Annotated in this window: 19 protein-coding genes; 6 read left to right on the top strand and 13 right to left on the bottom strand. The window is 52.5% G+C overall.

Features of this window, described 5'->3' with window-relative positions; genetic code table 11:
• Positions 1-14: 14 nt before the first annotated feature.
• Together uxaA and RTW80_RS00210 are read left to right on the top strand one after the other, a co-directional pair.
• Positions 15-1,502 (top strand): altronate dehydratase, encoded by a 1,488-nt coding sequence (uxaA, locus tag RTW80_RS00215; RefSeq protein ID WP_001199352.1) that lies wholly within the window; start codon positions 15-17, stop codon positions 1,500-1,502.
• Between the two features lie 82 nt (positions 1,503-1,584).
• A complete protein-coding gene (locus tag RTW80_RS00210) occupies positions 1,585-2,136 on the top strand; it encodes a YgjV family protein (protein WP_000128138.1) in 552 nt (183 codons plus the stop codon).
• 4 nt (positions 2,137-2,140) lie between these two features.
• Here the strand turns inward: RTW80_RS00210 and sstT are convergent, their stop codons facing one another.
• The 5 genes from sstT to RTW80_RS00185 all read right to left on the bottom strand — a co-directional run bounded on the left by sstT (position 2,141) and on the right by RTW80_RS00185 (position 7,577).
• On the bottom strand, positions 2,141-3,385 hold the full coding sequence (sstT, locus tag RTW80_RS00205) for a serine/threonine transporter SstT (RefSeq protein ID WP_000211650.1): 1,245 nt from the start codon (positions 3,383-3,385) through the stop codon (positions 2,141-2,143).
• Between the two features lie 615 nt (positions 3,386-4,000).
• Positions 4,001-4,966 (bottom strand): TerC family membrane protein Alx, encoded by a 966-nt coding sequence (gene alx / locus RTW80_RS00200; protein ID WP_001098816.1) that lies wholly within the window; start codon positions 4,964-4,966, stop codon positions 4,001-4,003.
• Between the two features lie 282 nt (positions 4,967-5,248).
• A complete protein-coding gene (locus RTW80_RS00195; RefSeq protein ID WP_000617698.1) occupies positions 5,249-6,235 on the bottom strand; it encodes a Gfo/Idh/MocA family protein in 987 nt (328 codons plus the stop codon).
• A 78-nt stretch (positions 6,236-6,313) separates the two neighbouring features.
• The gene (locus RTW80_RS00190; protein WP_001183041.1) at positions 6,314-6,997 is read right to left on the bottom strand and encodes a vancomycin high temperature exclusion protein; all 684 of its coding nucleotides are present in this window, start codon (positions 6,995-6,997) and stop codon (positions 6,314-6,316) included.
• 76 nt (positions 6,998-7,073) lie between these two features.
• Positions 7,074-7,577, bottom strand: coding sequence for a M48 family metallopeptidase (locus RTW80_RS00185; protein WP_001295542.1), 504 nt, complete (start codon positions 7,575-7,577; stop codon positions 7,074-7,076).
• An 84-nt stretch (positions 7,578-7,661) separates the two neighbouring features.
• Between RTW80_RS00185 and rlmG the strand changes: the two genes are divergently transcribed.
• From rlmG to higA, 3 genes are all read left to right on the top strand, one after another.
• Positions 7,662-8,798: a 23S rRNA (guanine(1835)-N(2))-methyltransferase RlmG gene (rlmG, locus tag RTW80_RS00180; protein ID WP_000018690.1), complete on the top strand. Its 1,137-nt coding sequence runs from the start codon at positions 7,662-7,664 to the stop codon at positions 8,796-8,798.
• Positions 8,799-9,082: 284 nt separating this feature from the next.
• Positions 9,083-9,397, top strand: coding sequence for a type II toxin-antitoxin system toxin HigB (gene higB / locus RTW80_RS00175; protein WP_000550189.1), 315 nt, complete (start codon positions 9,083-9,085; stop codon positions 9,395-9,397).
• Positions 9,394-9,810 carry a type II toxin-antitoxin system antitoxin HigA gene (higA, locus tag RTW80_RS00170; RefSeq protein WP_000560255.1) on the top strand — a complete coding sequence of 139 codons (417 nt, stop codon included), beginning with the start codon at positions 9,394-9,396 and terminating at the stop codon, positions 9,808-9,810. The genes higB and higA overlap by 4 nt, the downstream gene beginning before the upstream one ends.
• Positions 9,811-9,854: 44 nt before the next feature.
• Here the strand turns inward: higA and fadH are convergent, their stop codons facing one another.
• From fadH to ebgR, 7 genes are all read right to left on the bottom strand, one after another.
• Positions 9,855-11,873, bottom strand: a complete 2,019-nt coding sequence (gene fadH / locus RTW80_RS00165; protein WP_096967493.1) for an NADPH-dependent 2,4-dienoyl-CoA reductase — start codon at positions 11,871-11,873, stop codon at positions 9,855-9,857.
• 325 nt (positions 11,874-12,198) lie between these two features.
• Positions 12,199-14,550, bottom strand: coding sequence for an alpha-glucosidase (ygjK, locus tag RTW80_RS00160; RefSeq protein ID WP_032248009.1), 2,352 nt, complete (start codon positions 14,548-14,550; stop codon positions 12,199-12,201).
• A 16-nt stretch (positions 14,551-14,566) separates the two neighbouring features.
• Positions 14,567-15,637, bottom strand: coding sequence for a protein YgjJ (ygjJ, locus tag RTW80_RS00155; RefSeq protein ID WP_000767652.1), 1,071 nt, complete (start codon positions 15,635-15,637; stop codon positions 14,567-14,569).
• A 133-nt stretch (positions 15,638-15,770) separates the two neighbouring features.
• On the bottom strand, positions 15,771-17,204 hold the full coding sequence (locus tag RTW80_RS00150; protein WP_001285446.1) for an amino acid permease: 1,434 nt from the start codon (positions 17,202-17,204) through the stop codon (positions 15,771-15,773).
• Between the two features lie 62 nt (positions 17,205-17,266).
• The gene (locus RTW80_RS00145; protein WP_001219954.1) at positions 17,267-17,716 is read right to left on the bottom strand and encodes a beta-galactosidase subunit beta; all 450 of its coding nucleotides are present in this window, start codon (positions 17,714-17,716) and stop codon (positions 17,267-17,269) included.
• A complete protein-coding gene (gene ebgA / locus RTW80_RS00140; protein WP_001082893.1) occupies positions 17,713-20,805 on the bottom strand; it encodes a beta-galactosidase subunit alpha in 3,093 nt (1,030 codons plus the stop codon). Before ebgA ends, RTW80_RS00145 begins: the two co-directional genes overlap by 4 nt.
• 183 nt (positions 20,806-20,988) lie before the next feature.
• Entirely contained in the window at positions 20,989-21,972 is a 984-nt protein-coding gene (gene ebgR, locus RTW80_RS00135) for a transcriptional regulator EbgR (RefSeq protein ID WP_000212477.1), read from the bottom strand.
• A 218-nt stretch (positions 21,973-22,190) separates the two neighbouring features.
• Between ebgR and RTW80_RS00130 the strand changes: the two genes are divergently transcribed.
• A complete protein-coding gene (locus RTW80_RS00130) occupies positions 22,191-22,523 on the top strand; it encodes a tRNA-binding protein (protein ID WP_000450589.1) in 333 nt (110 codons plus the stop codon).
• A gap of 41 nt (positions 22,524-22,564) precedes the next feature.
• Here RTW80_RS00130 and ygjG read toward each other — a convergent pair whose 3' ends face one another.
• Positions 22,565-23,944, bottom strand: coding sequence for a putrescine aminotransferase (gene ygjG / locus RTW80_RS00125; protein WP_001301395.1), 1,380 nt, complete (start codon positions 23,942-23,944; stop codon positions 22,565-22,567).
• Positions 23,945-24,144 lie beyond the last annotated feature (200 nt).

Raw genomic sequence — 24,144 nt, 5'->3', positions numbered from 1 at the left:
GGTCTGGGGTTGATATGCAATACATCAAGATCCATGCGCTGGATAACGTCGCGGTCGCTTTAGCGGATTTGGCTGAAGGCACAGAAGTCAGTGTCGATAACCAAACTGTTAGGCTGCGCCAGGATGTTGCTCGTGGACATAAATTTGCGTTAACGAATATCGCAAAAGGGGCCAACGTCATCAAATATGGCCTGCCGATTGGTTATGCATTGGCGGATATTGCGGCGGGGGAACACGTTCACGCCCACAATACGCGCACGAATCTGAGCGATCTGGATCAGTATCGCTATCAACCTGATTTTCAGGATCTGCCTGCGCAAGCGGCAGATCGTGAAGTGCAGATCTATCGTCGCGCTAACGGCGATGTCGGGGTGCGTAATGAGCTGTGGATCCTGCCAACCGTGGGCTGTGTCAACGGCATCGCGCGGCAGATCCAAAATCGTTTCCTGAAAGAAACCAACAACGCCGAAGGTACCGACGGCGTGTTCCTCTTCAGCCACACCTACGGCTGCTCACAGCTGGGCGACGATCACATTAATACCCGCACCATGCTGCAAAACATGGTGCGCCACCCGAACGCAGGCGCAGTGCTGGTGATTGGTCTGGGCTGTGAAAACAACCAGGTTGCCGCATTCCGTGAAACGCTGGGCGATATCGATCCTGAACGCGTTCATTTCATGATCTGCCAACAGCAGGATGATGAGATCGAAGCCGGAATCGAGCATTTGCATCAGCTGTATAACGTGATGCGCAACGATAAACGCGAGCCAGGCAAACTCAGCGAACTGAAGTTTGGTCTGGAGTGCGGTGGTTCTGACGGTCTTTCTGGTATTACTGCGAACCCGATGCTGGGGCGTTTCTCTGACTACGTGATTGCTAACGGCGGTACTACCGTACTGACCGAAGTGCCGGAGATGTTTGGCGCAGAGCAGTTGCTGATGGACCATTGCCGCGACGAAGCAACGTTTGAAAAACTGGTCACCATGGTCAACGACTTCAAACAGTACTTTATTGCCCATGATCAGCCGATCTATGAAAACCCATCGCCGGGGAACAAAGCGGGCGGTATCACCACGCTGGAAGACAAATCACTTGGCTGTACCCAGAAAGCGGGTTCCAGCGTCGTGGTTGACGTGCTGCGTTACGGCGAGCGTCTGAAAACGCCAGGGCTGAACTTGTTAAGTGCGCCGGGTAACGATGCCGTAGCGACCAGCGCCCTGGCGGGTGCGGGCTGCCATATGGTGCTGTTCAGTACTGGTCGTGGCACGCCGTATGGTGGATTTGTGCCGACGGTGAAAATCGCCACCAACAGTGAACTGGCGGCGAAGAAAAAACACTGGATCGACTTTGACGCGGGTCAGTTGATCCACGGTAAAGCGATGCCGCAGTTGCTGGAAGAATTTATCGACACCATCGTTGAGTTTGCCAACGGTAAGCAAACCTGTAACGAGCGTAACGACTTCCGCGAACTGGCGATCTTCAAAAGCGGCGTAACGCTATAAAGTCGAAATGAGTTGTTAATAAAAAACGGCGTTTCATAATGTGAAGCGCCGTTTGCTTTTCCATACCTGCTAAGGATTTATCATGACCGCGTATTGGCTGGCCCAGGGCGTGGGTGTCATCGCCTTTCTGATTGGTATCACAACATTTTTCAATCGTGACGAACGTCGCTTCAAAAAGCAGCTTTCGGTCTATAGCGCCGTTATTGGCGTACATTTTTTTCTTCTGGGCACCTATCCCGCTGGTGCCAGTGCCATCCTTAATGCCATTCGTACATTGATTACCTTACGCACGCGCAGCTTATGGGTAATGGCGATTTTTATTGTGCTGACTGGCGGAATTGGCCTCGCGAAGTTCCATCATCCTGTCGAACTATTGCCGGTTATCGGCACGATTGTCAGTACCTGGGCGCTATTCCGCTGTAAAGGGCTGACCATGCGCTGCGTAATGTGGTTTTCAACGTGTTGCTGGGTGATTCACAACTTCTGGGCGGGGTCGATAGGCGGCACGATGATTGAGGGTAGTTTTCTGCTTATGAATGGCCTGAATATCATTCGTTTCTGGCGGATGCAGAAAAGGGGAATTGATCCGTTTAAAGTTGAGAAAACCCCTTCCGCCGTAGACGAAAGGGGTTAAACAATTAATTACGCAGGGCGCTATTTGCCAGACGATCGTCTTCTGCCTGGCAAGCTGCCGCAGTGAACAGCACGTCAGTTGAAGAGTTCAGCGCGGTTTCGCAAGAGTCCTGCAATACGCCGATGATAAAGCCGACGGCAACCACCTGCATGGCGATATCGTTCGAAATACCGAACATATTACAGGCCAGTGGGATCAGCAGCAGAGACCCCCCCGCCACGCCGGATGCGCCACAGGCACACAGAGAAGCCACCACGCTCAACAGCAGCGCCGTGGGCAGATCGACCGGAATACCCAGCGTATTAACCGCAGCCAGCGTCAACACGGTAATAGTGATTGCTGCGCCCGCCATATTGATGGTGGCTCCCAGCGGAATAGAAACGGAATAGGTATCGCGATCCAGATTCAGCTTTTCACACAGCGCCATATTCACCGGAATGTTCGCTGCAGAGCTGCGGGTGAAGAAGGCATACACACCGCTTTCGCGCAGGCACAGCAGCACCAGCGGGAACGGGTTACGACGAATTTTCCACCACACCAGCAATGGGTTAACCACCAGCGCCACCATTAACATGCAGCCAACCAGCACGAACAGCAGTTGCGCGTAGCCCCACAGTGTGGAGAAACCGGTGGTTGCCAGGGTAGAAGAAACCAGACCAAAAATACCAATCGGTGCGAAGCGAATGACCAGTTTCACCATAAAGGTGACGGCATTCGACATATCGTTGACCAGGTTTTTGGTGGTCTCGTTACCGTGACGCAGTGCGAAGCCGAGGCCGATCGCCCACACCAGAATCCCGATGTAGTTACCTTTCAGCAGCGCGTCGATGGGGTTGGAAACCATGCTCATTACCAGCCCGCGCATCACTTCGACAATGCCTGACGGCGGCGAAATATCACCCGCGCTACTGGATAAATGCAGGGTAGAAGGGAAGGCAAAGCTGAAGACTACTGCGGCCAGAGCAGCAGAGAAGGTGCCCAGTAGATAGAGGAACAAAATAGGGCGGATATTGGTTTTCTGACCGTGCTGGTGGTTAGCAATAGATGCCATTACCAGCATCAACACCAGGATGGGGGCAACAGCTTTCAGTGCGCCGACGAACAAAGTACCTAACAGACCAACAGCTTCCGCCGCGGGTTTTGAGATCCATGCCAGAAGAATCCCCAGAACAAGGCCGACCAGGATTTGTTTTACCAGGCTGCCATGAGCCAGACGCCGGAATAGCCCCGGTGAACGTTGCGTAGTCATTTTTCGATCCTTTCATTGTGTTGTCGCACATCCCTGGTGCGTTCTGTCGACGCATCTTTCAGGATGTAACAAAGTGTTTGCAAGGTCGAGTATAAGGAAAGTTACAGCTTCGGGAAGCGAAAAATGCTGGATTTTAAAGAGAGGTCATGTTTTGCAACTTAATTGTTACATTTGTTTGACATAAACAGAGGGAAGGACTGGCTACTAAGGCTGATTAGATAACATATGGGCAAAACTATTTGGAATATGAGAACGGTTGCGCTCCTTTAATGTGCTATGCCATATAAAGTCACTGGCGCAGGGAGCGCGCAGGGGGCGGCCAATCGCCGCCGCCCCCTGCGCCCCCAGGCTCTGGCGAACAAAATCGCCGCTGCGCGATTCCCTCAGCTTATCCCTTGCGGCTACCGGGTCGGGCGCAAGGGAACGTCCCTGTAAGATGCGCCCTCGCCGCGCATCCATGCGCGTCGCCCCGGCCTCCAGGGAACGCTTCGGCGATTTTGACGCCACCAACACCCGTGCGGTCTTTTTGTAAAGAGCTACAAGCCGATTACATAATTAATAGCTCACCTTTGTCTGGAATGAGTTATCTCTAGGAATGGCTTAATATACAGCGAATCATTCTCCCCGCTGCTTATCATGCCGATAATTCACCCAGGCGTTGATAATAAACGTCATCACCAGAATGCCAAACACCACGCCCAGCGAGACGGCGATTGGAATATGGTAGAAGTCGACAATCAGCATCTTGATACCGATAAACACCAGAATCACCGCCAGGCCATATTTGAGCATCGAGAAACGCTCTGCTACGCCCGCCAGCAGGAAATACATCGCACGCAGGCCGAGGATCGCAAACAGGTTTGAGGTCAGCACAATGAACGGGTCAGTGGTCACGGCGAAGATAGCCGGAATGCTATCCACGGCGAAAATCACGTCGCTCAATTCCACCAGAATCAGTACCAGCATCAGCGGTGTGGCGTACAGCAATCCATTCTTACGCACAAAGAAATGCTCGTTGTCGATGGTGTCGGTCATGCGCAAATGACCGCGTAGCCAGCGCACCAGCGGCTTGTCGCCAATGCCTGATTCATCTTCATGGGCGAGCGCCATCTTCACGCCGGTAAACAGCAGGAAGGCACCGAAGATATACAGGATCCAGTCGAACTGCGAAATTAGCCAGCTGCCAGTGAAGATCATGATGGTACGCAGAACAATCGCCCCGAGCACGCCATACACCAGCACGCGGCGTTGTAATGCCGTCGGAACAGAGAAATAGCTGAACAACATCAGCCAGACAAAGACGTTATCGACCGCCAGCGATTTCTCAATCAGATAACCTGTGAGAAAGGCCAGTGCCTGTGGATCGGCAACGGCGCGACCTTCGGTTTGCACCAGATACCACCAGAAAGCGGCGTTAAACAGTAACGACAGCGTCACCCAGACCAGCGACCAGGCCGCAGCCTGTTTCATGGTCATGGCATGTGCCCCACGACGCCCCTGCAACAACAGGTCGATAGCCAGCATAATGGCGACAACAACAGCGAATCCGCCCCATAGCAACGGCGTGCCGACAGTATTCATAGAAGTTCCTTACACATAAAAAAACGGCCAACGTCGGAAGACGTCAGCCGCTGCTTTTTATGCATAGACCTCGCCTTCCGGCAAGGTCTCACTTACAACAAAAAAGGAATACGTCTGCGTATTCCTTTCGGGTTGCCCGGTGACCGGATGTGGTTTTTCACACATCGTAATGACGATCGACCGGCAATGAAGTTACTCCCCTTTGCAGGTAACAAAGTATGACAGACCATTCAGCCAGTCAATGGTCTGTTACATACCTTTTACACTGTTTTACTTTGGCAATTATAGTTTTACGCTATCTGCCGGAAAAATCACCCCAGTCTGGCGGCGGATCTCGGTCAGCAGTTTGGCGGTGATGCGACTGACCGCCAGCCCTGGATGATCCACCAGATGCTCATCCACCAGGGTAGCGAACAGCTCTGCTTCGTAGAGCATGGTATTAATATGCTGCGGCTGGGTGAGATCCTGCATTTGGCTGCCACGCGGCACGAAGCACACTTTCTGGCATTCAGACAGTTTTTCAATCACCAGCGATCCTGCTTCGCCCTGAATCTCGCTCGCCAGGACAGAATCACTGACTTTTGAGTGCTGCAAGGTGACGCTGAAATCACCGTAATCCATCACCACCACGCCCTGGGCGTCAACGCCGCTTGCCAGCAAACTGGCGGTTGCCTGCACGCTTTTCGGCTCACCAAATAACGCCACCGCCGACGCCAGACAGTAAAAACCGATATCCATAATTGAACCGTTAGAGAATGCCGGATTAAAGGTGTTGGGATTCTCACCATCCAGGTAACGTTGATACCGCGAGGAATACTGGCAATAGTTGAAAAAGACTTTCCGCAGTTTGCCGACTTTCGGCAGCGCCTGGCGCAACAAATGAAAGTTCGGCAGGCAGGCGGTTTTAAATGCCTCAAACAGCACCACCTGATTTTCCCGCGCACAGGCAATGGCGGCATCCACTTCCGCCAGATTCGACGCCAGCGGTTTCTCGCAAATCACATTAATTTTATGGCTAAGGAAAAGTTGTGTCTGGGAAAAATGCAGGGAATTCGGGCTGGCAATATACACCGCGTCAATGGCATCGCTTTCCGCCATCGCTTCCAGCGAGGTAAACAGATGCTCGACAGAAAAATCATTGGCGAAGTGCTGGGCCTGTTCAAGGCTGCGGGAATATACGGCGGTTAACTTGTATTTACCGCTCTCATGGGCGGCCTCGACGAACTGGCGAGTGATCCAGTTCGTACCAATCACAGCGAAACGTATCATAACGCGTGGATACTCCATAAAGGGATTCTGTCGTCAATGTAGCACGCCTTTTTCATCTTCGACGTGCGCAGATACGCATTATTTCTGCGCCGGACAGCCATGCTCACTAAACGGCCCAATCATGACCGAAGGCCCGAGATATTTCGGCTGGCGATGGAGGATTTTGGCGTCAATCACGGCGCTGACACGAGCGAGTTTCTCCCGCAGTTGAGTATAAAAACCGTGCTTCATATTGAGGTCTGGCGCGTTAAAACCGATAGCGTCGATGCCGTACTGTTTTGCCAGCCAGATGGCGCGTTGATTATGAAATTCTTGCGAGATAATGGTGATATGGTTTTCACCAAAAACCTTTTTGGCACGCACTACCGAATCCAGCGTTGAGAATCCGGCATAGTCGCAGAAGATCACTTTTGCCGGTACGTCTTTAGCGATCAAAGCCTGCTGCATACCTGAGGCTTCATCGTAATTTTTACGTCCGTTATCGCCACTTACCAGTAGCCATTTCACTTTTCCGGCGTGGTACAACGCTGCTGCGGTATCAATACGTCGGGTAAAGTAGCGATTACCCGGCCTGGCCCCCAGCAATAAGCCCACGTTACGCGCCGGAACTGCGTTGACATCGCTCCAGGTCAGCTGTTTGCTGGCGTTGACCATAACGCGATCGGCAATAAAAATGGTCGCTCCTGCTATAAGCAACAACAAACAGCCAATCTTAAGAGTCCGGCGAGAAAAACAAATACGGAGAAGAAGGCGGGGCTGCATGGTCGTTATCCTTAACGAAAGGGGGGAGGTCGATTTTAGGCGCTAAAGAAAGAAAAGATAACGCCTGACATCATTTTCAGATTTTGTCCTGCCCAAGCGACAACTGCGTTAGCCACAGCCGGGTGTCGAACTCAAGCTGGTGGTACTGCGGCTCCATATGGCAGCACAACTGGTAAAACGCTTTGTTATGCTCTTTCTCCTTCAGGTGCGCCAGTTCGTGCACCACGATCATACGTAAAAACGGTTCCGGCGCGTTGCGAAACACAGTAGCGACGCGGATCTCTGCTTTTGCTTTCAGCTTGCCGCCCTGCACACGAGAAACAGCGGTATGTAACCCGAGCGCGTTTTTTAGCACATGGATCTTATTGTCATACATCACTTTATTGATCGGCGGGGCATTGCGCAGAAACTGATTTTTTAGATCCTGAGTATATTGCCAGAGGGCTTTATCGGTGGCGTAGTCGTGTGTTCCCGGATAGCGTTTTGCCAGCACATCGCCCAGACGCTGTTCGTTAATCAGCGTTCGCACCTGGGAAAGTAGCTGCTCGGGATAACCCTGAAGATAAGTAAGATTGCTCATAACCACCCACGAAAAAGAGAAAAAGGGTATACTCACGCACCCTTTTCAGGGGCAACGTCGAAATTTTATCATTCAGGAGGGCCGATGAGCCACTTAGACAACGGTTTCCGTTCACTGACACTGCAACGTTTTCCGGCGACGGATGACGTTAACCCGCTACAGGCGTGGGAAGCGGCGGATGAATATTTGCTGCAACAGTTGGACGACACAGAAATCCGCGGCCCGGTGTTGATCCTGAATGATGCCTTTGGTGCGTTAAGTTGTGCGCTGGCGGAACATAAGCCGTACAGCATTGGCGACTCATACATCAGTGAACTGGCGACGCGCGAGAATTTACGCCTAAACGGGATTGATGAGTCGAGCGTGAAGTTTCTCGACAGCACCGCCGACTACCCGCAACAGCCGGGTGTGGTGCTGATCAAAGTGCCGAAAACACTGGCATTGCTGGAACAGCAACTGCGTGCGCTGCGCAAAGTGGTCACGTCGGATACACGTATTATTGCCGGTGCCAAAGCCCGTGACATTCACACTTCCACGCTGGAGCTGTTCGAGAAAGTGCTCGGACCGACCACCACTACGCTGGCATGGAAAAAAGCGCGCCTGATTAATTGCACTTTCAATGAACCGCCGCTGGCCGATGCGCCGCAGACCGTTAGCTGGAAGCTGGAAGGTACTGACTGGACTATCCACAACCATGCGAATGTCTTCTCCCGCACCGGGCTGGATATTGGCGCACGCTTCTTTATGCAACATCTGCCAGAGAATCTCGAAGGTGAGATTGTCGATCTCGGCTGTGGTAACGGCGTTATTGGCCTGACGCTGCTTGATAAAAACCCGCAGGCGAAAGTGGTGTTTGTCGATGAATCGCCGATGGCGGTCGCTTCCAGCCGAATGAATGTTGAAACCAACATGCCAGAGGCGTTGGATCGCTGCGAGTTTATGATCAACAACGCGCTCTCCGGAGTGGAGCCTTTCCGCTTTAATGCTGTGCTCTGCAACCCGCCGTTTCATCAGCAACATGCGCTGACCGATAACGTCGCCTGGGAGATGTTCCACCACGCCCGCCGCTGCCTGAAAATCAACGGCGAACTGTATATCGTTGCCAACCGTCACCTGGATTACTTCCATAAACTGAAGAAGATTTTCGGCAACTGCACCACCATCGCCACGAATAATAAATTTGTGGTGCTGAAAACAGTGAAGCTGGGGCGTCGTCGGTAAGATTGGGAGTTACCTGCCGGATGCGGCGTTAACGCCTTATCCGGCCTACGTTCAGCACGTTACTCCCAGGCCGGATAAGACGCGGCAAGCGTCGCATCCGGCAATGTCTGCCCAGTTCTGGAATCGCGCTTCCATAAAACAAAAAATCCCTCTCACCATCCTCTACATTCTCTTGTTTAGCGTTTTTCTACGTTTATTCTTCCGTCACACAGATAAATTCATCCGTTGCCAATCTGTCAACGGATGTTATCATATTGCCAATTTGTCAACGGACGTGATGAAGAATGCACCTGATAACTCAAAAAGCATTGAAAGATGCTGCGGAAAAATACCCGCAACATAAAACGGAGTTGGTGGCTCTAGGGAACACGATTGCTAAGGGATATTTCAAAAAACCTGAGTCATTAAAAGCAGTATTCCCATCTCTGGATAACTTCAAATATCTGGATAAGCATTATGTTTTCAATGTTGGGGGCAATGAATTACGTGTTGTAGCAATGGTCTTTTTTGAATCGCAAAAGTGCTACATACGTGAAGTTATGACGCATAAAGAATACGATTTCTTTACCGCTGTTCATCGTACTAAGGGGAAAAAATGATTGCGATTGCCGACATCTTGCAAGCAGGAGAAAAGCTAACTGCGGTGGCACCTTTTCTGGCGGGTATTCAGAACGAGGAACAATACACCCAGGCGCTGGAACTGGTAGATCATCTGCTGCTCAACGCTCCTGAAAACCCCTTGCTGGATCTGGTGTGTGCCAAAATAACCGCGTGGGAAGAATCAGCGCCCGAATTTGCGGAATTTAATGCCATGGCTCAAGCCATGCCTGGCGGTATAGCCGTGATTCGTACCCTTATGGATCAATATGGTTTAACCCTTTCCGATCTGCCGGAAATTGGCAGTAAATCTATGGTGTCACGCGTTTTGAGCGGGAAGAGGAAATTAACGCTGGAACACGCTAAAAAATTGGCAACGCGATTCGGCATTTCTCCCGCCTTGTTTATTGATTAACGCGACGTGCCGGATGCGTTGCATCCGGCGCTTCAAATAACGATTTAAATCTCCAGCGCCAGCCGTGTTCCCTGGGCAATTGCCCGTCGTGCGTCCAGCTCCATAGCCACATCGCAGCCGCCAATTAAATGCACAGTTTTCCCGCTATCAATCAGCGGTTGCGCCAGCGCGCGGTTTGGCTCTTGCCCTGCGCAGATCACCACATTGTCCACTGCTAATACCTGCGTTTCGCCGTTGATCACCACATGCAGCCCGTCATCGTCAATCTTCTGATAACTTACGCCTGGGATCATTTTCACACCCCGCGAGAGCAGGGTGGTGCGATGGATCCAGCCGGTGGTTTTGCCTAACCCCTGTCCTGGTTTGCTGGCTTTGCGCTGGAGCATCACAATTTGCCGTGGGCTACGCGGGATCTGCATTCCCTGCGGGCTTAAGCCACCAGCCTGTTGTAGGCTGCTGTCGATCCCCCACTCATTACAGAACCCGGCGATATTCTGGCTGGTGGATTCGCCCGGCTGACTTAAATACATCGCCGTATCAAAACCAATCCCGCCACAACCGATGATGGCAACCTTGTTGCCTACCGGCGCTTTGTCGCGCAGTACATCGAGATAACTCAATACCTTCGGATGATCGATCCCGTCGATAGGCGGAACGCGCGGCACGATCCCACTGGCGAGGATCGTTTCATCGAACGCCTGTAACTGATCCGCCGTCACGGTGTGATTGAGTTTCAGCGTCACGCCCGTCACTTCGATCATCCGGTGGTAATAGCGCAGCGTTTCGTAAAACTCCTCTTTGCCGGGGATCTGTTTGGCGATATTAAACTGCCCGCCGATCTCGCTGTGGGCATCAAACAATGTTACCTGATGCCCACGCGCCGCCGCGTTAATGGCAAACGCCAGCCCAGCAGGTCCCGCACCGACCACCGCCAGATTTTTTTTCTGCACGGCAGGAAGGATTGGCATTTTGGTTTCGTGGCAGGCGCGAGGATTCACCAGGCACGAGGTGACTTTGCCAACGAAGATCTGATCGAGGCAGGCCTGATTGCAGCCAATGCAGGTGTTGATCTCATCGGCTCGCCCCGATTGCGCTTTTGACAGCAGTTCCGCATCAGCAAGAAACGGTCGTGCCATCGATACCATATCGGCATCGCCGCGCGAGAGAATATCGTCGGCAACCTGCGGATCGTTAATCCGGTTGGTGGTTACCAGCGGCAGCGAGACGTGGCCTTTCAGTTTGCGCGTGACCCAGCTAAATGCGCCGCGCGGCACGGGCGTGGCAATGGTCGGAATACGTGCTTCATGCCAGCCAATGCCGGTGTTGATAATGGTCGCGCCCGCCGCTTCAATGGCCTGCGCCAGCTCTACCGTTTCGGCAAAAGTCCCGCCGTCTTCGACCAGGTCGAGCATCGACAGTCGGTAGATAATAATGAAGTCGTTGCCGACGCGTTCGCGCATCGCACGCACTACTTCTACGGCAAATCGCATCCGGTTGCGGTAATCGCCGCCCCACTGGTCACTACGCTGATTGGTGCGCAGCGTCAGAAATTCGTTGATCAAATACCCTTCGGACCCCATTACCTCTACACCGTCGTATCCTGCCTCCCGTGCCAGTTGCGCGCAGTGGGCGAAATCGTCGATCAGTTGCAGGATCTCTTCATGGGTGAGTTCGTGAGGAACGAAACGGTTGATGGGGGCCTGCAATGCGGAGGGAGCGACCAGATGCGGTTGGTAGCTGTAGCGCCCGGTATGCAAAATTTGCAGGGCTATTTTGCCGCCTTCCTGATGTACCGCTTCGGTAATGGTGCGATGGTGTGGGATCTGGCTGGCGTCGTTGAGCATTGCGCCACCTTCCATGCCAACGCCTGTTAAATCTGGTGCAATGCCGCCGCTGACAATCAGCGCCACGCCGTGACGGGCGCGTTCGGCATAAAACGCTGCCAGCCGCTCGGCACCGTCCGGGTATTCCTCCAGCCCGGTGTGCATTGAGCCCATCAACACGCGGTTTTTTAACGTGGTAAAACCTAAATCCAGCGGGGCGAACAGCGACGGGTAGCTCATAAAATTGTCCAGTATGTAAAATAATTGTTATGTGGTCGGATGAGTTCTAATTTAGCCGTCGCCGGAGAAAAGGGAAAAGGGGAGTGCGGGGTTTGTGATGGGATTCAAAAAGAATACGCCCGGTGATAACGCCGGATGCGACGCTTGCCGTGTTTTATCCGGCCTGGGGGATTGCACATGTAGGGCGGATAAGGCGTTCACGCCGCATCCGCCAGTGGCGCGGTGCAGTTGCCGGATGCAACGCTTGCCGCGTTTTATCCGGCCAGGAGGATTGCACATGTAGGGCGGATAAGGCGTTTACGCCGCATCCGCCAGCAGTTGCAAATTATTGCTTACGGAAAAAATCGTTATACAACATATACAAATGCGCGGCACTCCAGGAGAAATTTGGTGCGCCTTGCTGTGCGCCTGTCAGCGGGTTGTAATTTTCCTGAATTGGTCCATCGGCGGTTAACCCTTTGGCGTGCCGGAAGAACGTATCCGCCAGCTTCAGGGCATCATCACGATAACCGTAACGCTCCATCCCTTTCAGACCAAACCAGAACTGATCCACCCATACGCGCCCACGCCAGTAGATATCAGCGCCAAAAGCCGGATTGGTTAACGCCGCCGTTCCCAGCGGGACAAAGGTGTTGAACTCTTTAGGATCGAGCATCACCTTCACCACCGCGTCGGCATTGGCCTGCGTTGCCGCACCGTTAAACAGCGGCGACCAGCCTTCCGGCCCTTTACCGCGCTCAACAATCGGTTTGCCCGCGCAGCCGTTCGCCAGTGGTTTATCTTCAATACGTACGTCATAGTAGAACTGGGTAGTCGGGTCGAACATACAGGTGTTGATGTAGTCCGCGAGCTGCTGTGCCAACTGGCGATAGCGTTTGGCCTCTTCTGGCTTACCGAGGATGGTCGCCATCTCCGCCAGATAATGGTTATCGCTGTACATATAGCTGGCCTGATCCACCGACTCCTGCAATAGCGAGTAGCCCAGCAACGTTCCGTCCTGACTGCGGTTTTCGGCGAATTTCACCGTCCAGTCGCTACGTTTGCCGCCATTAGCGACATATTTATCCAACTGTTCTTTGTCGATAAAACCAAAGACGGCGGCGTCATCACGGCCCGATTCCCACGATGCAGCAACCTGTGCCGGAATTTCCAGACTGTCGTACTGGCCTTTCTCCACCACGCGGGCGTAGTTGTTCAGCCCAGACTGCGTCTCTTCTTTATCGCCTTTTTTCACCGTAAACAGCATCTCGCCGCTCTCAGTGTTGTGGGCTTTGTCGCGGGTCGCGCCATATTCCGGCACGCCGTTGCCGTTGTGATCGCGGTTACGTAACCACCAGTCGTGATAGGCCACCAGTTTCGGGTACATCTCTGCCAGCCAGGTTTTATCCTGGGTGACGTTATACACTTCCATCACCGACCAGGCGGCAAGGCTGGGTTTGGTATTACGTTCGTTCCAGTTGCCGCCATCGCCACCACGCTCGGGGCTAAGGTTCCACGCTATCAGGTCGGGGACAAAGCCCACATCCTGCGGACGCACGCTGTCGCCGGGCTGGATCTGCCAGGAGAAGACCGCGCGGATATTCTCTTTGGCGATGTCCGGATTGAAATGCGCCATCGCAAACGCCTGCTTCCAGGTACCCCACGGCCAGGTCTGATTGCCGGAGAACCAGCGCCCGGTCACCGACGGCGTGACGGTGTTGTATTTCACCGCGCCGCCAGGCGAGCGCCAGTTACCGTTGAGCGTTTCGATCGCTTTCACCGCGACGCGCGTCTGTTCCGGCGTCGCATCCGGATTGGTTAACCCTTTCTTCAGATACTCTTCCCAGCGTTGCTGCGAGGCGGTGAGATAAAACGCCGGACGCGCCAGAATATCGCGGATCTGCATTTGCTCTTTGCTAACTTCCTGAGCGGTCAGCAGATGGGAATAGGTGGTATAGAGCGTCGTCGAACCGTTGATATGCGCCTTACTGGTAAAGCGATTACCGTTGATTTCAGTCTGCACCGGCAGGGATTTATGCACCTGATATTCCGATTCGCCGGAGGTCAGCAGATCCCAGGTGGCGCGCACTTTGCCAAAGGTGACTTTCAGGCCATCACGGGTGGCGCTGATTTTGCGCTGATAGTCAGGGTATTCGCCAGCAATGGTTTTATCGGAAAGCGGTTTCCCTTCTTTCGCTTCCAGTTTTTCCAGCAGTTCGCCGTCCCACACCAGATCCAGCGGTTTATTGCTGGTGATTTTGGTTTCCAGTAGTGACGTGCGCGGCGTGGCGAAGCGCAGAGTCATTTCGACTTGCACATCTTTTGCTGTCAGTTTTTGCACCAGCGCACCGGGAATACTGTATGCCTCCAGCGTAAAGTCGACTTTCTTGCCGTCCTGCCAGACGGTCAGGCGGTCGAAATTGCTGGCCATAAAGTTGATGTACTCTTCCGTCAGCAGCGCAACGCCCGGAAAGCCGCCCATGGTGTTAGGGCCGTCTGGCAACAGATGACCATGCCAGGCTCCGAGATCGAAAAACGGATTAAAACGCTGGTGATCGTCGTAATCGTAATCCTTCATGTACTGCGGCGCGCCAGTACGGTTAATCACGTTTTTATAATTGTCGGCGTTAGCGGCATGGGCGGAAAAACTTATCAGCAGAGCGCAGGTTACTGGCGTTAAAATAGTTTTTATTTTCATGAAATTACAGTCCTTATTACCAGTAGAAATATTGCATCAGGAAGATTTGGTCGCTGGGATCGTGAGAGGCATTTTTCATGTAGAAGCGGCTATCAAAAGCCGTGGCGAAACGTCCGCCGCCGTATTCGTACCAGATACCAAACTGCATGAAAGAGGTGGTTTCATCGTCAGCGTGGTCAGGGCGATGTTTGGCGTAGGTGTAAGCGGTGGAGAGATAAACGCCCTTTAACGCTTCATACATGGCGCTCACCATCATCCCACTTTCACTTCCCGGTACGTCCAGCCCGTCGGCGCGTCCGGTATGGTGCCAGGCGCGAGCGGCAAAGTTAGGAGTTAGCAGGCCCGTGAGATAGAGCTGTCCTGTGCCGTCGGTGATTTCCAGACCGTTCATCCAGGTGATGCCTTCGGCAAGGTCATACTGGATGTAACCGTTCATCATTGCCGGATAGGTGTATTTGTCGTCATAGCGATCGTACTTGCCAAAATGTAGCCAGGCTTTGCTTTCGTCATGATGTCCGGCAGGTGTGGCGGTGACGCTATAACGAAAGTTGCCGCTTAAGTTCTGCACCTTCAGCGCGGTCATAATGTCGCGGGTATTGGGAATGACGTAGCCCAGATCGGGGGTGAAGTCGCCCCACCATTGCAGGTCATCCAGCGAGGAATCCTGACGCAGACTGAGCATGATTTCGGTGCCATCATTGGTACGATAACCGCCATAGAAACGGTTAATTCCTCCCTCGAAACCACCCCAGCTATGGTCTGGCACCCAGGCATTGCCGTCGTGGTCGGCCTGCACGGTCCAGCCTTCGCCGTAAATCAGGCCGAACCAGGAGCCGTACTTCATCTCCAGGCCACCTTCAATATAGGTGCCGTCGCTGTATTTATGTTTATTCTCACCCTCTAAATCCATATATCCACCAACCCCTAATTCGCCGTAAAAACGAAATGAAGGAGAAGATGTCGAGGTAATTGCAGGTGTTTTTGTGTCGTCATGTTCTGCCGGACGTGCTTCTTCTCCTGCCGCAGAAAAGGCGTAGCAAAACGGCAGAGCAAGTAATGCTCTGCATGGTGCAGTGATTAATTTCATTGTGTTAATCCATGAGCTAAAGAAAAAGTACAGCCTTTTATCGTTGTAATTATAAAAATATAAAGGCAGAAACTATTTTCCCTCTCCTCATCCAGGAAGAGGGAAAATGCCTGCTCATTTTTTATTATTCTGCTTAATCAACATTGCTGGCTGGCGTCGCTTCAATATGGCGCTCTTCAGCCGTTAATCCCTTTATATATTTACTGTATTTCCACCACGCAAAGCCAAGGAAGATAACAATACCGCCGACGTTATAAAAAATGATGGTCAGAATATTCGCGCCAGTCGGGAATGTCGAAGCGACAAACCCTACGGCAAATATCGCAATCAGCATTGAAACAACGATAATACCGGTGCGGCGGGAGCCCATACGGAAATCGCGTGGCAGGTGATCTAATTTGGCGCGTAAATTCAGGTAAGCCAGCATGATGAATAACGGCGGAAGCATGGACGCTGCGGCGGTCATATTAATAATAGTATTCATCAGATCCTGCACGGTATTGGAACCGAGCATCGGGATAATCATCAGCGGGATGACGATCAGGAACTGGATCCACGCTGCGCGCGCCGGAACGCCGTTTTCGTTCAGTTCGACGGTTTTCTTACCAAAGATGCCTTCCGGGATTTCGGAGAAGAAAATTTTCACCGGCGTTGCGGTCCACATCAGCAGGGAACCGAACATCGCGGTAAAGGACACCAGACCGACAAAGCGATTCATCAACGCTTCCGGTAGACCAAAATACGCCGCCATGCCGTGGAATACCTGCACCGATCCGCCGGTAAATTTCAACTCTTTGCTGCTGACGAAGACGTTAATCAGCACCGAGGAGACGGAATACAGTACGCCGATAAAAATCCCGGCGAGGATGATCACTTTAACGAACGATTTCGAACCGCCTTTGACGTCGTTAACGTACACCGCGACGGACTCCGCGCCACCTGCGGCCATAAAGATCCAGGTGGTAACGCCGAGGAACGCCCAGTTGAAGTTCGGGATCATCGCGTCAACGGTGATGGGGTCAGCAGGCTGTACGCCGCCAACCAGCGCCGTACCTGCCAGTAAAATGTAGGAGAGCGTTAACAGCAGCATCAGCGTTGAAGTGACGGAGGTAATTGGCCCCAACATTTTCGCCCCGTTGGTGGAAACCCAGGTGGAGAAGGCGAACAGCACCATACTGATAATGGTGGTGGCAACCGGCGTCATAATATATTCGTAGCCGAGGAAGGCATACGAAGCATAAGCAATAACGCGCGGCAACAGCGAGGTGAAAAAGAACAGGTTTACGAACCAGTAGGTATAGGCAGTAATAAATGCCCAACGCCCGCCCAGCGAACTTTTTACCCACGCGTAGACACCGGCTTCTGAGTTTTTATTTAACGAAACAAATTCTGCGATGATCAGACAGAAGGGAATAAAATAAAAAATCGTCGCGAGGAAAAACATCGGTGCCGAGGCCAGTCCAAGCTCAATATTATTATTGATAACGTTGTTAAAGCTGTAAACGGCGGCAAAAGTCAGCGAGAGCAAGCCGAATTTGCCGATTGTATTACGTTTGGTATCAGACATAACACATCTCCGAAAATGTGTAGGGTAGCGGTGGCGGCAAACTCCTTTTGCCGCCGTAGTTGTTATTTGTTATGGAAATAACCATCTTCGATGGTGACTTTGAGAACCACTTTTTTGACCGCGTTATTGCAGATAAACCGATATGCTTCATGGATATCGCAAATAACGATTTGCCCTTCGTGGACCTCTACGGTTTCTCCGCAGCCTTTTAAATATTCGCGGTCAGTTTCGTCACGATAATATTCCACTACCTGTAATGTCTCTTTCGGCGCATATTCAATTTTTTGCTGCCCTTGCAGGTAGTAATGCACTTCAAAATAGCGTCGATGCCCGGTAAATAGCGCATCGGTCGCGGAGTCTGTCTCCACGCGGTAAGTCAATGAGTCACCGATGGAGTGGGCGACGCCAGGCTGAATGTTGTCGATATTTTCAATCGCTTCAACGCAGCGTTGCCACTTCTTACCAGAGGCGTAAATCTGGCGGAACTGTTCTAAGTTATCGATGATCCTCATTGCTTATTCTCGCTGTGCAAATTTGTGGAAAAGAACCCTGCGCCGAACTCATACGACGCCAGGCTTTGCGCGGTAGCTTCTCCGCCAGAAACCGGCAGCAACGTAAAGCCGTAGCTGAAGTCACGGAACCAGACGCGCCAGGAGTCCAGCACCTCGCTGCCCCAGGAGTTGGAGCCGAGGCCAAGCAGCTGGTGGTCGAGATTCAGGGTGATGTCATCACTGCGCTGCAGCTCGTTACAGTGCTGGGCAGCGTGGATGTTTTCCTGGGGATAGTGCCAGGCGCTGAAGTTAATTGGGCGCTGCGGAACCACCAGCAGACCGTTGCCGTGGCGGTTAGTCAGTGCCGTCCAGCGGACATGCTGACGGTTGCCGTTGTTCTGCGGGAAGGGATAGTTCTCGAACATGGCATCGACGGTGCTGCGCCAGATATCGATGATGTTAGCCTGCTGGCTGTCGGCGTAGTTTTCGCCCGGTCCACGACCGTAATACGCCACCTGATCGTATTCGCCGTTAATCCCCATGGTGAAACCGATGCACGGAATGATGTGCGGATAGTCGCCGTAACGCTCGCCGGAAAGCGCCACGTTAACCTGGCCATCGGCAGCGATGCGCCAGATGTAGGTGCAGCGCATCCCGAAGTCAAACACCGGCGGTGCTATAACCGTGCGGCTGATGATCAACACTTCACCATCGCTCTGTTCTACGGCAAAGTCGCGCAGATGTTCCTGCATGATCTGCAAATGATTCGGCTGCCACAGCCCTTCGTACTCCTGCTTGTGGTTGTCGATCATCGGCTTGAAGAAGTTGATCTTTGGCTCGCGAGTCAGCAGCGACTCGCCATTTACCTGCCAGGATGTCGGTTTGCCACTCATTTTTGAGAAGGTGATCGCGAAGTTGTAGCCGCGAACGGTGCAGCTCAAACGATCGTCTTCCAGCGTCAGCGGACGCGCATTATTTGGTGCGAAAGGCACTGGCTGCGCGGTGTTTTCCTTCAGCGGGAACTGATAAGTGGCGATAGAATGCCCGGCTTCGCTGTAGCGGGTGCGGGAATCTTTGGTCACCGTAATGTTGAGGAACGCTTCGCGGGCGTCCAGCTGCGGCAGCGTGATCTGCAAGGGGGCTTCGCTGTTCGGCGCAACGTCGCGCAGTTTAATCTGCTGCGTTGCGAGCGTTTCACCTTCGGCGCGCACCTCTGCGTGCAGGGTGTAGTCATCAAGCGTGGTAAACCACAGTTTATTTTCGACTTTCAGCTCGCCGCGAGTCAGATCCAGCGCGTGGATTTTTACCGGCGCGATAACCTGTTTGTACTCTTTCAGGCCTGGTCCCGGCGTCTGATCGGAATAGATCAAACCATCAAGACAGAAGTTATAGTTGTTGGGATAGTCGCCGTAGTCGCCGCCGAATTTATACCAGACATTGCCGTTGTCATCCTGCGCCTGGATCCCGTGGTCGCACCATTCCCAGACATAATGTCCCTGAATACAATCGTGCTTATAGAAGACGTTCTGGTACTCCGTCAGCCCGCCCGGTCCGTTCCCCATCGCATGAGCATATTCACAGATGATGCGCGGCTTCGGATGCGGGTATTCACCAAACTCATTCATCAGCGGCACGCGGGTGTACATGGTGGAAATAATATCGACCACTTCAGCATCGCGATCTTCTTCGTAATGCACCAGTCGCGTGTCATCCAGCGCTTTAGCCGCATGGTACATCGCGCGGATGTTACAGCCATAGCCGGATTCATTGCCCAGCGACCAGATGATGATCGACGGATGGTTTTTCTGCGCGTGAATATGGCGAACAATGCGCTCGACGTAGACTTTTTCCCACTGCGGATCGTCGGTAATACGGCTGATATCGCCGACATTAGCAAAGCCGTGCGATTCGACGTCGGTTTCCGCCATCACAAACAAGCCGTAGATATCACACAGTTCGTAAAAACGCGGATCGTTCGGGTAGTGAGCGGTACGCACGGAGTTGATATTGTGCTGCTTCATCAACTGGAGATCTTTCTCGACGCGATCCATTCCAACGGCGCGGCCTTTGCGATGATCGTTGTCGTGACGGTTGACGCCGTGCAGCATCACATAACGGTTATTGATCCAGAACAGACCGTCGCGCACTTTGATATCACGGAAGCCAACGCGTTGTGGTACCACTTCCAGAACGTTGCCGTCGGCGTCTTTCAGCGTCATGACCAGATGGTAAAGATAAGGGGATTCTGCTGACCATTGCTGGGGCTGTTCGACAGTAAAAGCAAAGCTGGCGCTGGTCAGTTTTTCAATTGCCAAATGATCAATGGTGCTGCTGTGCACCACGCGTTCGCCATCAAACAGGGTATATTCCAGCGTCGTTACGACAGGGGAGGCTGCGAGATTTTCCAGCACCACTTCGCAGGAAAGCGTGGCATCGCAATAGGCTTCGTCAAAGTCGGTACGCACAGTGAAATCGTTAATATGCGTTAGGTGTTTTCCGACCAGATAAACATCGCGGAAGATCCCCGCCGACCACCACATATCCTGGTCTTCCACGTAGGTAGAGTCCGCCCACTGCATCACGCGCACACACAACAGGTTGTCGCCGGTTTTAACCATCGCGCTGATGTCAAACTCTGCGGTCAGGCGACTGCCCTTGCTGAAACCCACATACTGACCGTTAACATAGACTTCAAAATAGGTTTCGACGCCGTCAAATTTAATCAGCGTCTGTTTACCCTGCCAGCCGTCGCTGAGGGTGAAAATACGTTGATAGGCACCGGTTGGGTTATCGCTGGGGACAAACGGCACATCGATGGGGAACGGAAAACCTTCGTCGGTATATTGCAGTTTGCCGTGACCTTCCATTTGCCACATGGCGGGGACGGTAATATGCCCCCAGTCAGCCATTAACTCAGAGGTGAAGGCTTCAGGCACTTGCAGCGGGTGGTCAAAAAAATGGAAATTCCACTGACCGCTTAAGGGCAGAAACAGGCTGCTGGTTTCGCGGGCAAAGGTACGCGCCTGTGCAACAGAATCATATGAAAAAAAGTACGCACGCGGCGCAAGTCGGTTTTCGTGGGTGAGCTGAATGTTTTCCCAGCGATTCATAGGGCCTCCCGGTAGAGAGAAATCGGAACCATTCATGGTGATGGTAGTTTGTGTAATTGCTGGGGAGTTTAGTAAAATTTTTACTAAAAAGTAGCAGTTAAATGCATTTACTTTAACTGGATCACGAAAATAAACGGCAGCACTGTCCGGCAAAAACGACTGCCGGACAGTGTGTAAGGGGATTTAACGGGTCGTGCCGCGCAGTTTTAATTTGCTGGGAACGAAGACTAACAGCGGCAGCGCGCGACCATCGCGGGCTTTTTCATACACCAGGTTAACGCCCTGACTTCCCATCATCTCGGAATGGATGCGCACGGTGGAGAGCGGCGGAAAGGTAAATCGCGCGGTGGGGATATCGTTAACGCTGATAAGCGAAATATCCTGTGGGATGTTCAGGCCACGTTCATGAATTGCCCGCAGTACGCCGATAGCAATGGAATCGGAAGCAACAAACAGTGCCTTCGGATAGTCTTCCCGCGACAGCATCTGTTTTGCCAGTTCATAGCCCGACGAACTGGAAAAACCGCCGCGCCAGATATCCTCTTCGCGTACCACTTGTTTCAGTCGGCCATATTCCACAAAGGCGACCTCACGAATATCCGCCTTGCCAGGCTCATCTTCACCGCCAATAAAACCAATGCGATTAACGCCCTGGTTGATATAGAAGTCGATGATTTCTTTACTGATGCGTGCCAGATCGATATCCACCGCATCGTAACCGCTGCCGGGTTCGTGAAAGTCGATAAAACAGATATTGTCGGTCAACGCGCTGGCAGCGGCGCGCAGGGCGGGCGTGGGTTTGCCGACAATTAAAATACCGGTGACGTTTTTAATGTCTGGTAATCCGCTGTGTTCATAACAGTTGGTGAGCTCGATGCCCAGCTTTTCGCACTGGGTTTCAATGCCGTGGCGGATCGCCAGATAGTAAGGATCGTTGATCTCCAGCTCCTGCTGGTAGCTGTAGATAGCCAGAATATGGTGTTGGTTGACTGCGCCTGTCTGTAGTTTACGGGCGCTACTGGTCTTGTACTCCAGCTTTTCGGCGATCTCGAGAATGCGATGTTTCGTCTCTTCTTTCACATTCAATGTCGGATCGTCATTTAAGACCCTGGATACTGTCGCCAGGGATACGCCAGCTTCGATTGCGATGTCTTTTAGTGTTGCCATGTTTACCTTTTTTACTTTCCCTGATGTGCGCTTCCATTGTAGAGGAAGTGCTTATTGGGTCACCTGTTTTCAGTAAATAAAGCGCGTTTCTTTGACGCTGTAACGGTAACACAGCGGCTCACGAATGTGATCACGCCTGCATTCTCCATTTTTAGCCTACAGGATTGAGAAAAACTTTTTCTATAGTTTAGTAAAATTTTACTCGAAGGGAGGAAGCAATGGAAACCGTGGCTTACGCTGATTTTGCACGTCTGGAAATGCGCGTCGGAAAGATTGTGGAAGTGAAACGCCATGAAAACGCCGACAAGCTGTACATCGTACAGGTTGATGTGGGGGAAAAAACACTGCAAACCGTGACCAGCCTGGTGCCGTACTACAGCGAAGAAGAGTTGATGGGAAAAACGGTGGTGGTCTTATGCAATCTGCAAAAAGCGAAAATGCGTGGTGAAACGTCGGAATGCATGCTGTTGTGTGCGGAAACCGATGACGGCAGTGAAAGCGTGCTGTTAACGCCGGAGCGGATGATGCCTGCGGGCGTACGCGTCGTATAAAAAGATCGGATGGCGACGTCGTATCGCCATCCGATTTGATATTACGCTTCTTCGACACTTACTCGCATGGCCGCCAGCGCCTTACGCGCCGCTTTGATCACCAGTTCACACTGTTCAATGGTCAGTGTCAGTGGCGGTTCAATGCGGATCGTTTTGGCGTTATTGAGCGTTCCGGCCACCAGTACGCGCTGGCGGAACATCTCGCTGGCAAAGTTATAGCCGATTTCGTTATCAACAAACTCAATCGCCATCAACATCCCTTTACCACGCGCTTCCTGTACCAGATCGGGATATTCCCGCGCCAGTTGACGGAAACCGTCCAGCAACATATCGCCTTTTTGCTCAGCCTGAGCCGGTAAGTTCTGCTCCAGCAACACATTGATGGTCGCCAGCGCCGCCGCACAGGCCAGCGGGTTGCCGCCAAAGGTGGTGGTATGCAGGAATGGGTTGTCGAACAGAACTGAAAACACCTCTTCAGTGGCGATGGTCGCGCCAATCGGCATCACGCCGCCGCCGAGCGCTTTGGCAAGGCAGAGGATATCCGGCTGTACGTTCTCATGCTCGCAGGCGAACATCTTGCCCGTGCGCCCCATGCCCGTTTGTACTTCATCGAGGATCATCAGTGCGCCGAACTCATCGCATAGCTTACGTACGGCGGTGAGATAGCCCGGCGGCGGCAGAATTACGCCACCTTCACCCTGAATCGGTTCGAGGATCACCGCAGCCACATCATCACCGGTTTTTTTGCACTCGTTAAGAGCCGTGCGCATGGCTTCGATATTGCCAAACGGCACATGACGGAAGCCCGGCAGTAACGGCATAAACGGTTTGCGGAAGGTCGATTTCGCCGTGGCCGACAGCGCGCCAAGTGATTTACCGTGGAACGCGCCGCTGGTGGCAATAAAAGTAAACTTGCCGCGCGGTGACTGGTAAGCTTTCGCCAGCTTCAGCGCTGCTTCAACGGACTCGGTGCCGCTATTACAGAAGAAGCTGTATTTCAGTTTACCGGGCGTTAGCGCAGCAAGGGTTTTCGCCAACATCGCCCGTAACGGATCGAGCAGCTCCTGGCTGTGCAGCGGTTGTTTCGCAAGTTGATTCTGTACGGCGGAAACCACAACTGGATTACGGTGCCCCACGTTGAAAATTCCAAAACCTCCCAGGCAGTCGATAAACTCCTGGCCCTGGGTGTCGACAAGCGTATTTAAACTTCCCGCTTGCCACTCTACGGCTCCGTAATCCCCGCCGGCGGTAACAGATTTGCGATACTCTAAAAACCCCGGATTGACATGCTCTTTGAAGTATTCAATCACCTCTCGGTTAAGTGCTTTCATCTCCTCATGATCCAGCGTTCGCTTCTCAATGAGATTCAGGGCGTGGGCGCTGCACGCTAAAGCCGATGCGCTCGAAGGTAACCTGTTCAAAATATGCTCCGGAGGCTCGCGTATCACATGATACCGATTTAAGTATTGCAGGGATTGCGCCACTCCGGCTGCGATCGCGAAAATCGGGATAAACACAAATTCGGTTATCATTTGTGCAATATTTAATGCTATCTGTTAACATTTGTTGTTATTTTGCACGGTTTTTGTCGGGTATGGATTTGATGATTGCTGCGCAAATG

Source organism: Escherichia sp. AM3 (genome assembly GCF_032029835.1).
Taxonomy (GTDB): domain Bacteria; phylum Pseudomonadota; class Gammaproteobacteria; order Enterobacterales; family Enterobacteriaceae; genus Escherichia; species Escherichia coli.
The sequence above is the reverse complement of the archived record's forward strand: the minus strand, read 5'-3'. Positions and strand labels throughout refer to the sequence as shown.

Coding starts and splice junctions, on each gene's coding strand:
- fadH (WP_096967493.1), bottom strand. CDS start 11,873: ATGAGCTACCCGTCGCTGTTCGCCCCGCTGGATTTAGGTTTTACCACG.
- uxaA (WP_001199352.1), top strand. CDS start 15: ATGCAATACATCAAGATCCATGCGCTGGATAACGTCGCGGTCGCTTTA.
- sstT (WP_000211650.1), bottom strand. CDS start 3,385: ATGACTACGCAACGTTCACCGGGGCTATTCCGGCGTCTGGCTCATGGC.
- RTW80_RS00150 (WP_001285446.1), bottom strand. CDS start 17,204: ATGTCTGATACCAAACGTAATACAATCGGCAAATTCGGCTTGCTCTCG.
- RTW80_RS00130 (WP_000450589.1), top strand. CDS start 22,191: ATGGAAACCGTGGCTTACGCTGATTTTGCACGTCTGGAAATGCGCGTC.
- ygjJ (WP_000767652.1), bottom strand. CDS start 15,637: ATGAAATTAATCACTGCACCATGCAGAGCATTACTTGCTCTGCCGTTT.
- RTW80_RS00210 (WP_000128138.1), top strand. CDS start 1,585: ATGACCGCGTATTGGCTGGCCCAGGGCGTGGGTGTCATCGCCTTTCTG.
- rlmG (WP_000018690.1), top strand. CDS start 7,662: ATGAGCCACTTAGACAACGGTTTCCGTTCACTGACACTGCAACGTTTT.
- ebgA (WP_001082893.1), bottom strand. CDS start 20,805: ATGAATCGCTGGGAAAACATTCAGCTCACCCACGAAAACCGACTTGCG.
- alx (WP_001098816.1), bottom strand. CDS start 4,966: ATGAATACTGTCGGCACGCCGTTGCTATGGGGCGGATTCGCTGTTGTT.
- RTW80_RS00195 (WP_000617698.1), bottom strand. CDS start 6,235: ATGATACGTTTCGCTGTGATTGGTACGAACTGGATCACTCGCCAGTTC.
- ebgR (WP_000212477.1), bottom strand. CDS start 21,972: ATGGCAACACTAAAAGACATCGCAATCGAAGCTGGCGTATCCCTGGCG.
- ygjK (WP_032248009.1), bottom strand. CDS start 14,550: ATGAAAATAAAAACTATTTTAACGCCAGTAACCTGCGCTCTGCTGATA.
- RTW80_RS00190 (WP_001183041.1), bottom strand. CDS start 6,997: ATGCAGCCCCGCCTTCTTCTCCGTATTTGTTTTTCTCGCCGGACTCTT.
- RTW80_RS00185 (WP_001295542.1), bottom strand. CDS start 7,577: ATGAGCAATCTTACTTATCTTCAGGGTTATCCCGAGCAGCTACTTTCC.
- higB (WP_000550189.1), top strand. CDS start 9,083: ATGCACCTGATAACTCAAAAAGCATTGAAAGATGCTGCGGAAAAATAC.
- higA (WP_000560255.1), top strand. CDS start 9,394: ATGATTGCGATTGCCGACATCTTGCAAGCAGGAGAAAAGCTAACTGCG.
- RTW80_RS00145 (WP_001219954.1), bottom strand. CDS start 17,716: ATGAGGATCATCGATAACTTAGAACAGTTCCGCCAGATTTACGCCTCT.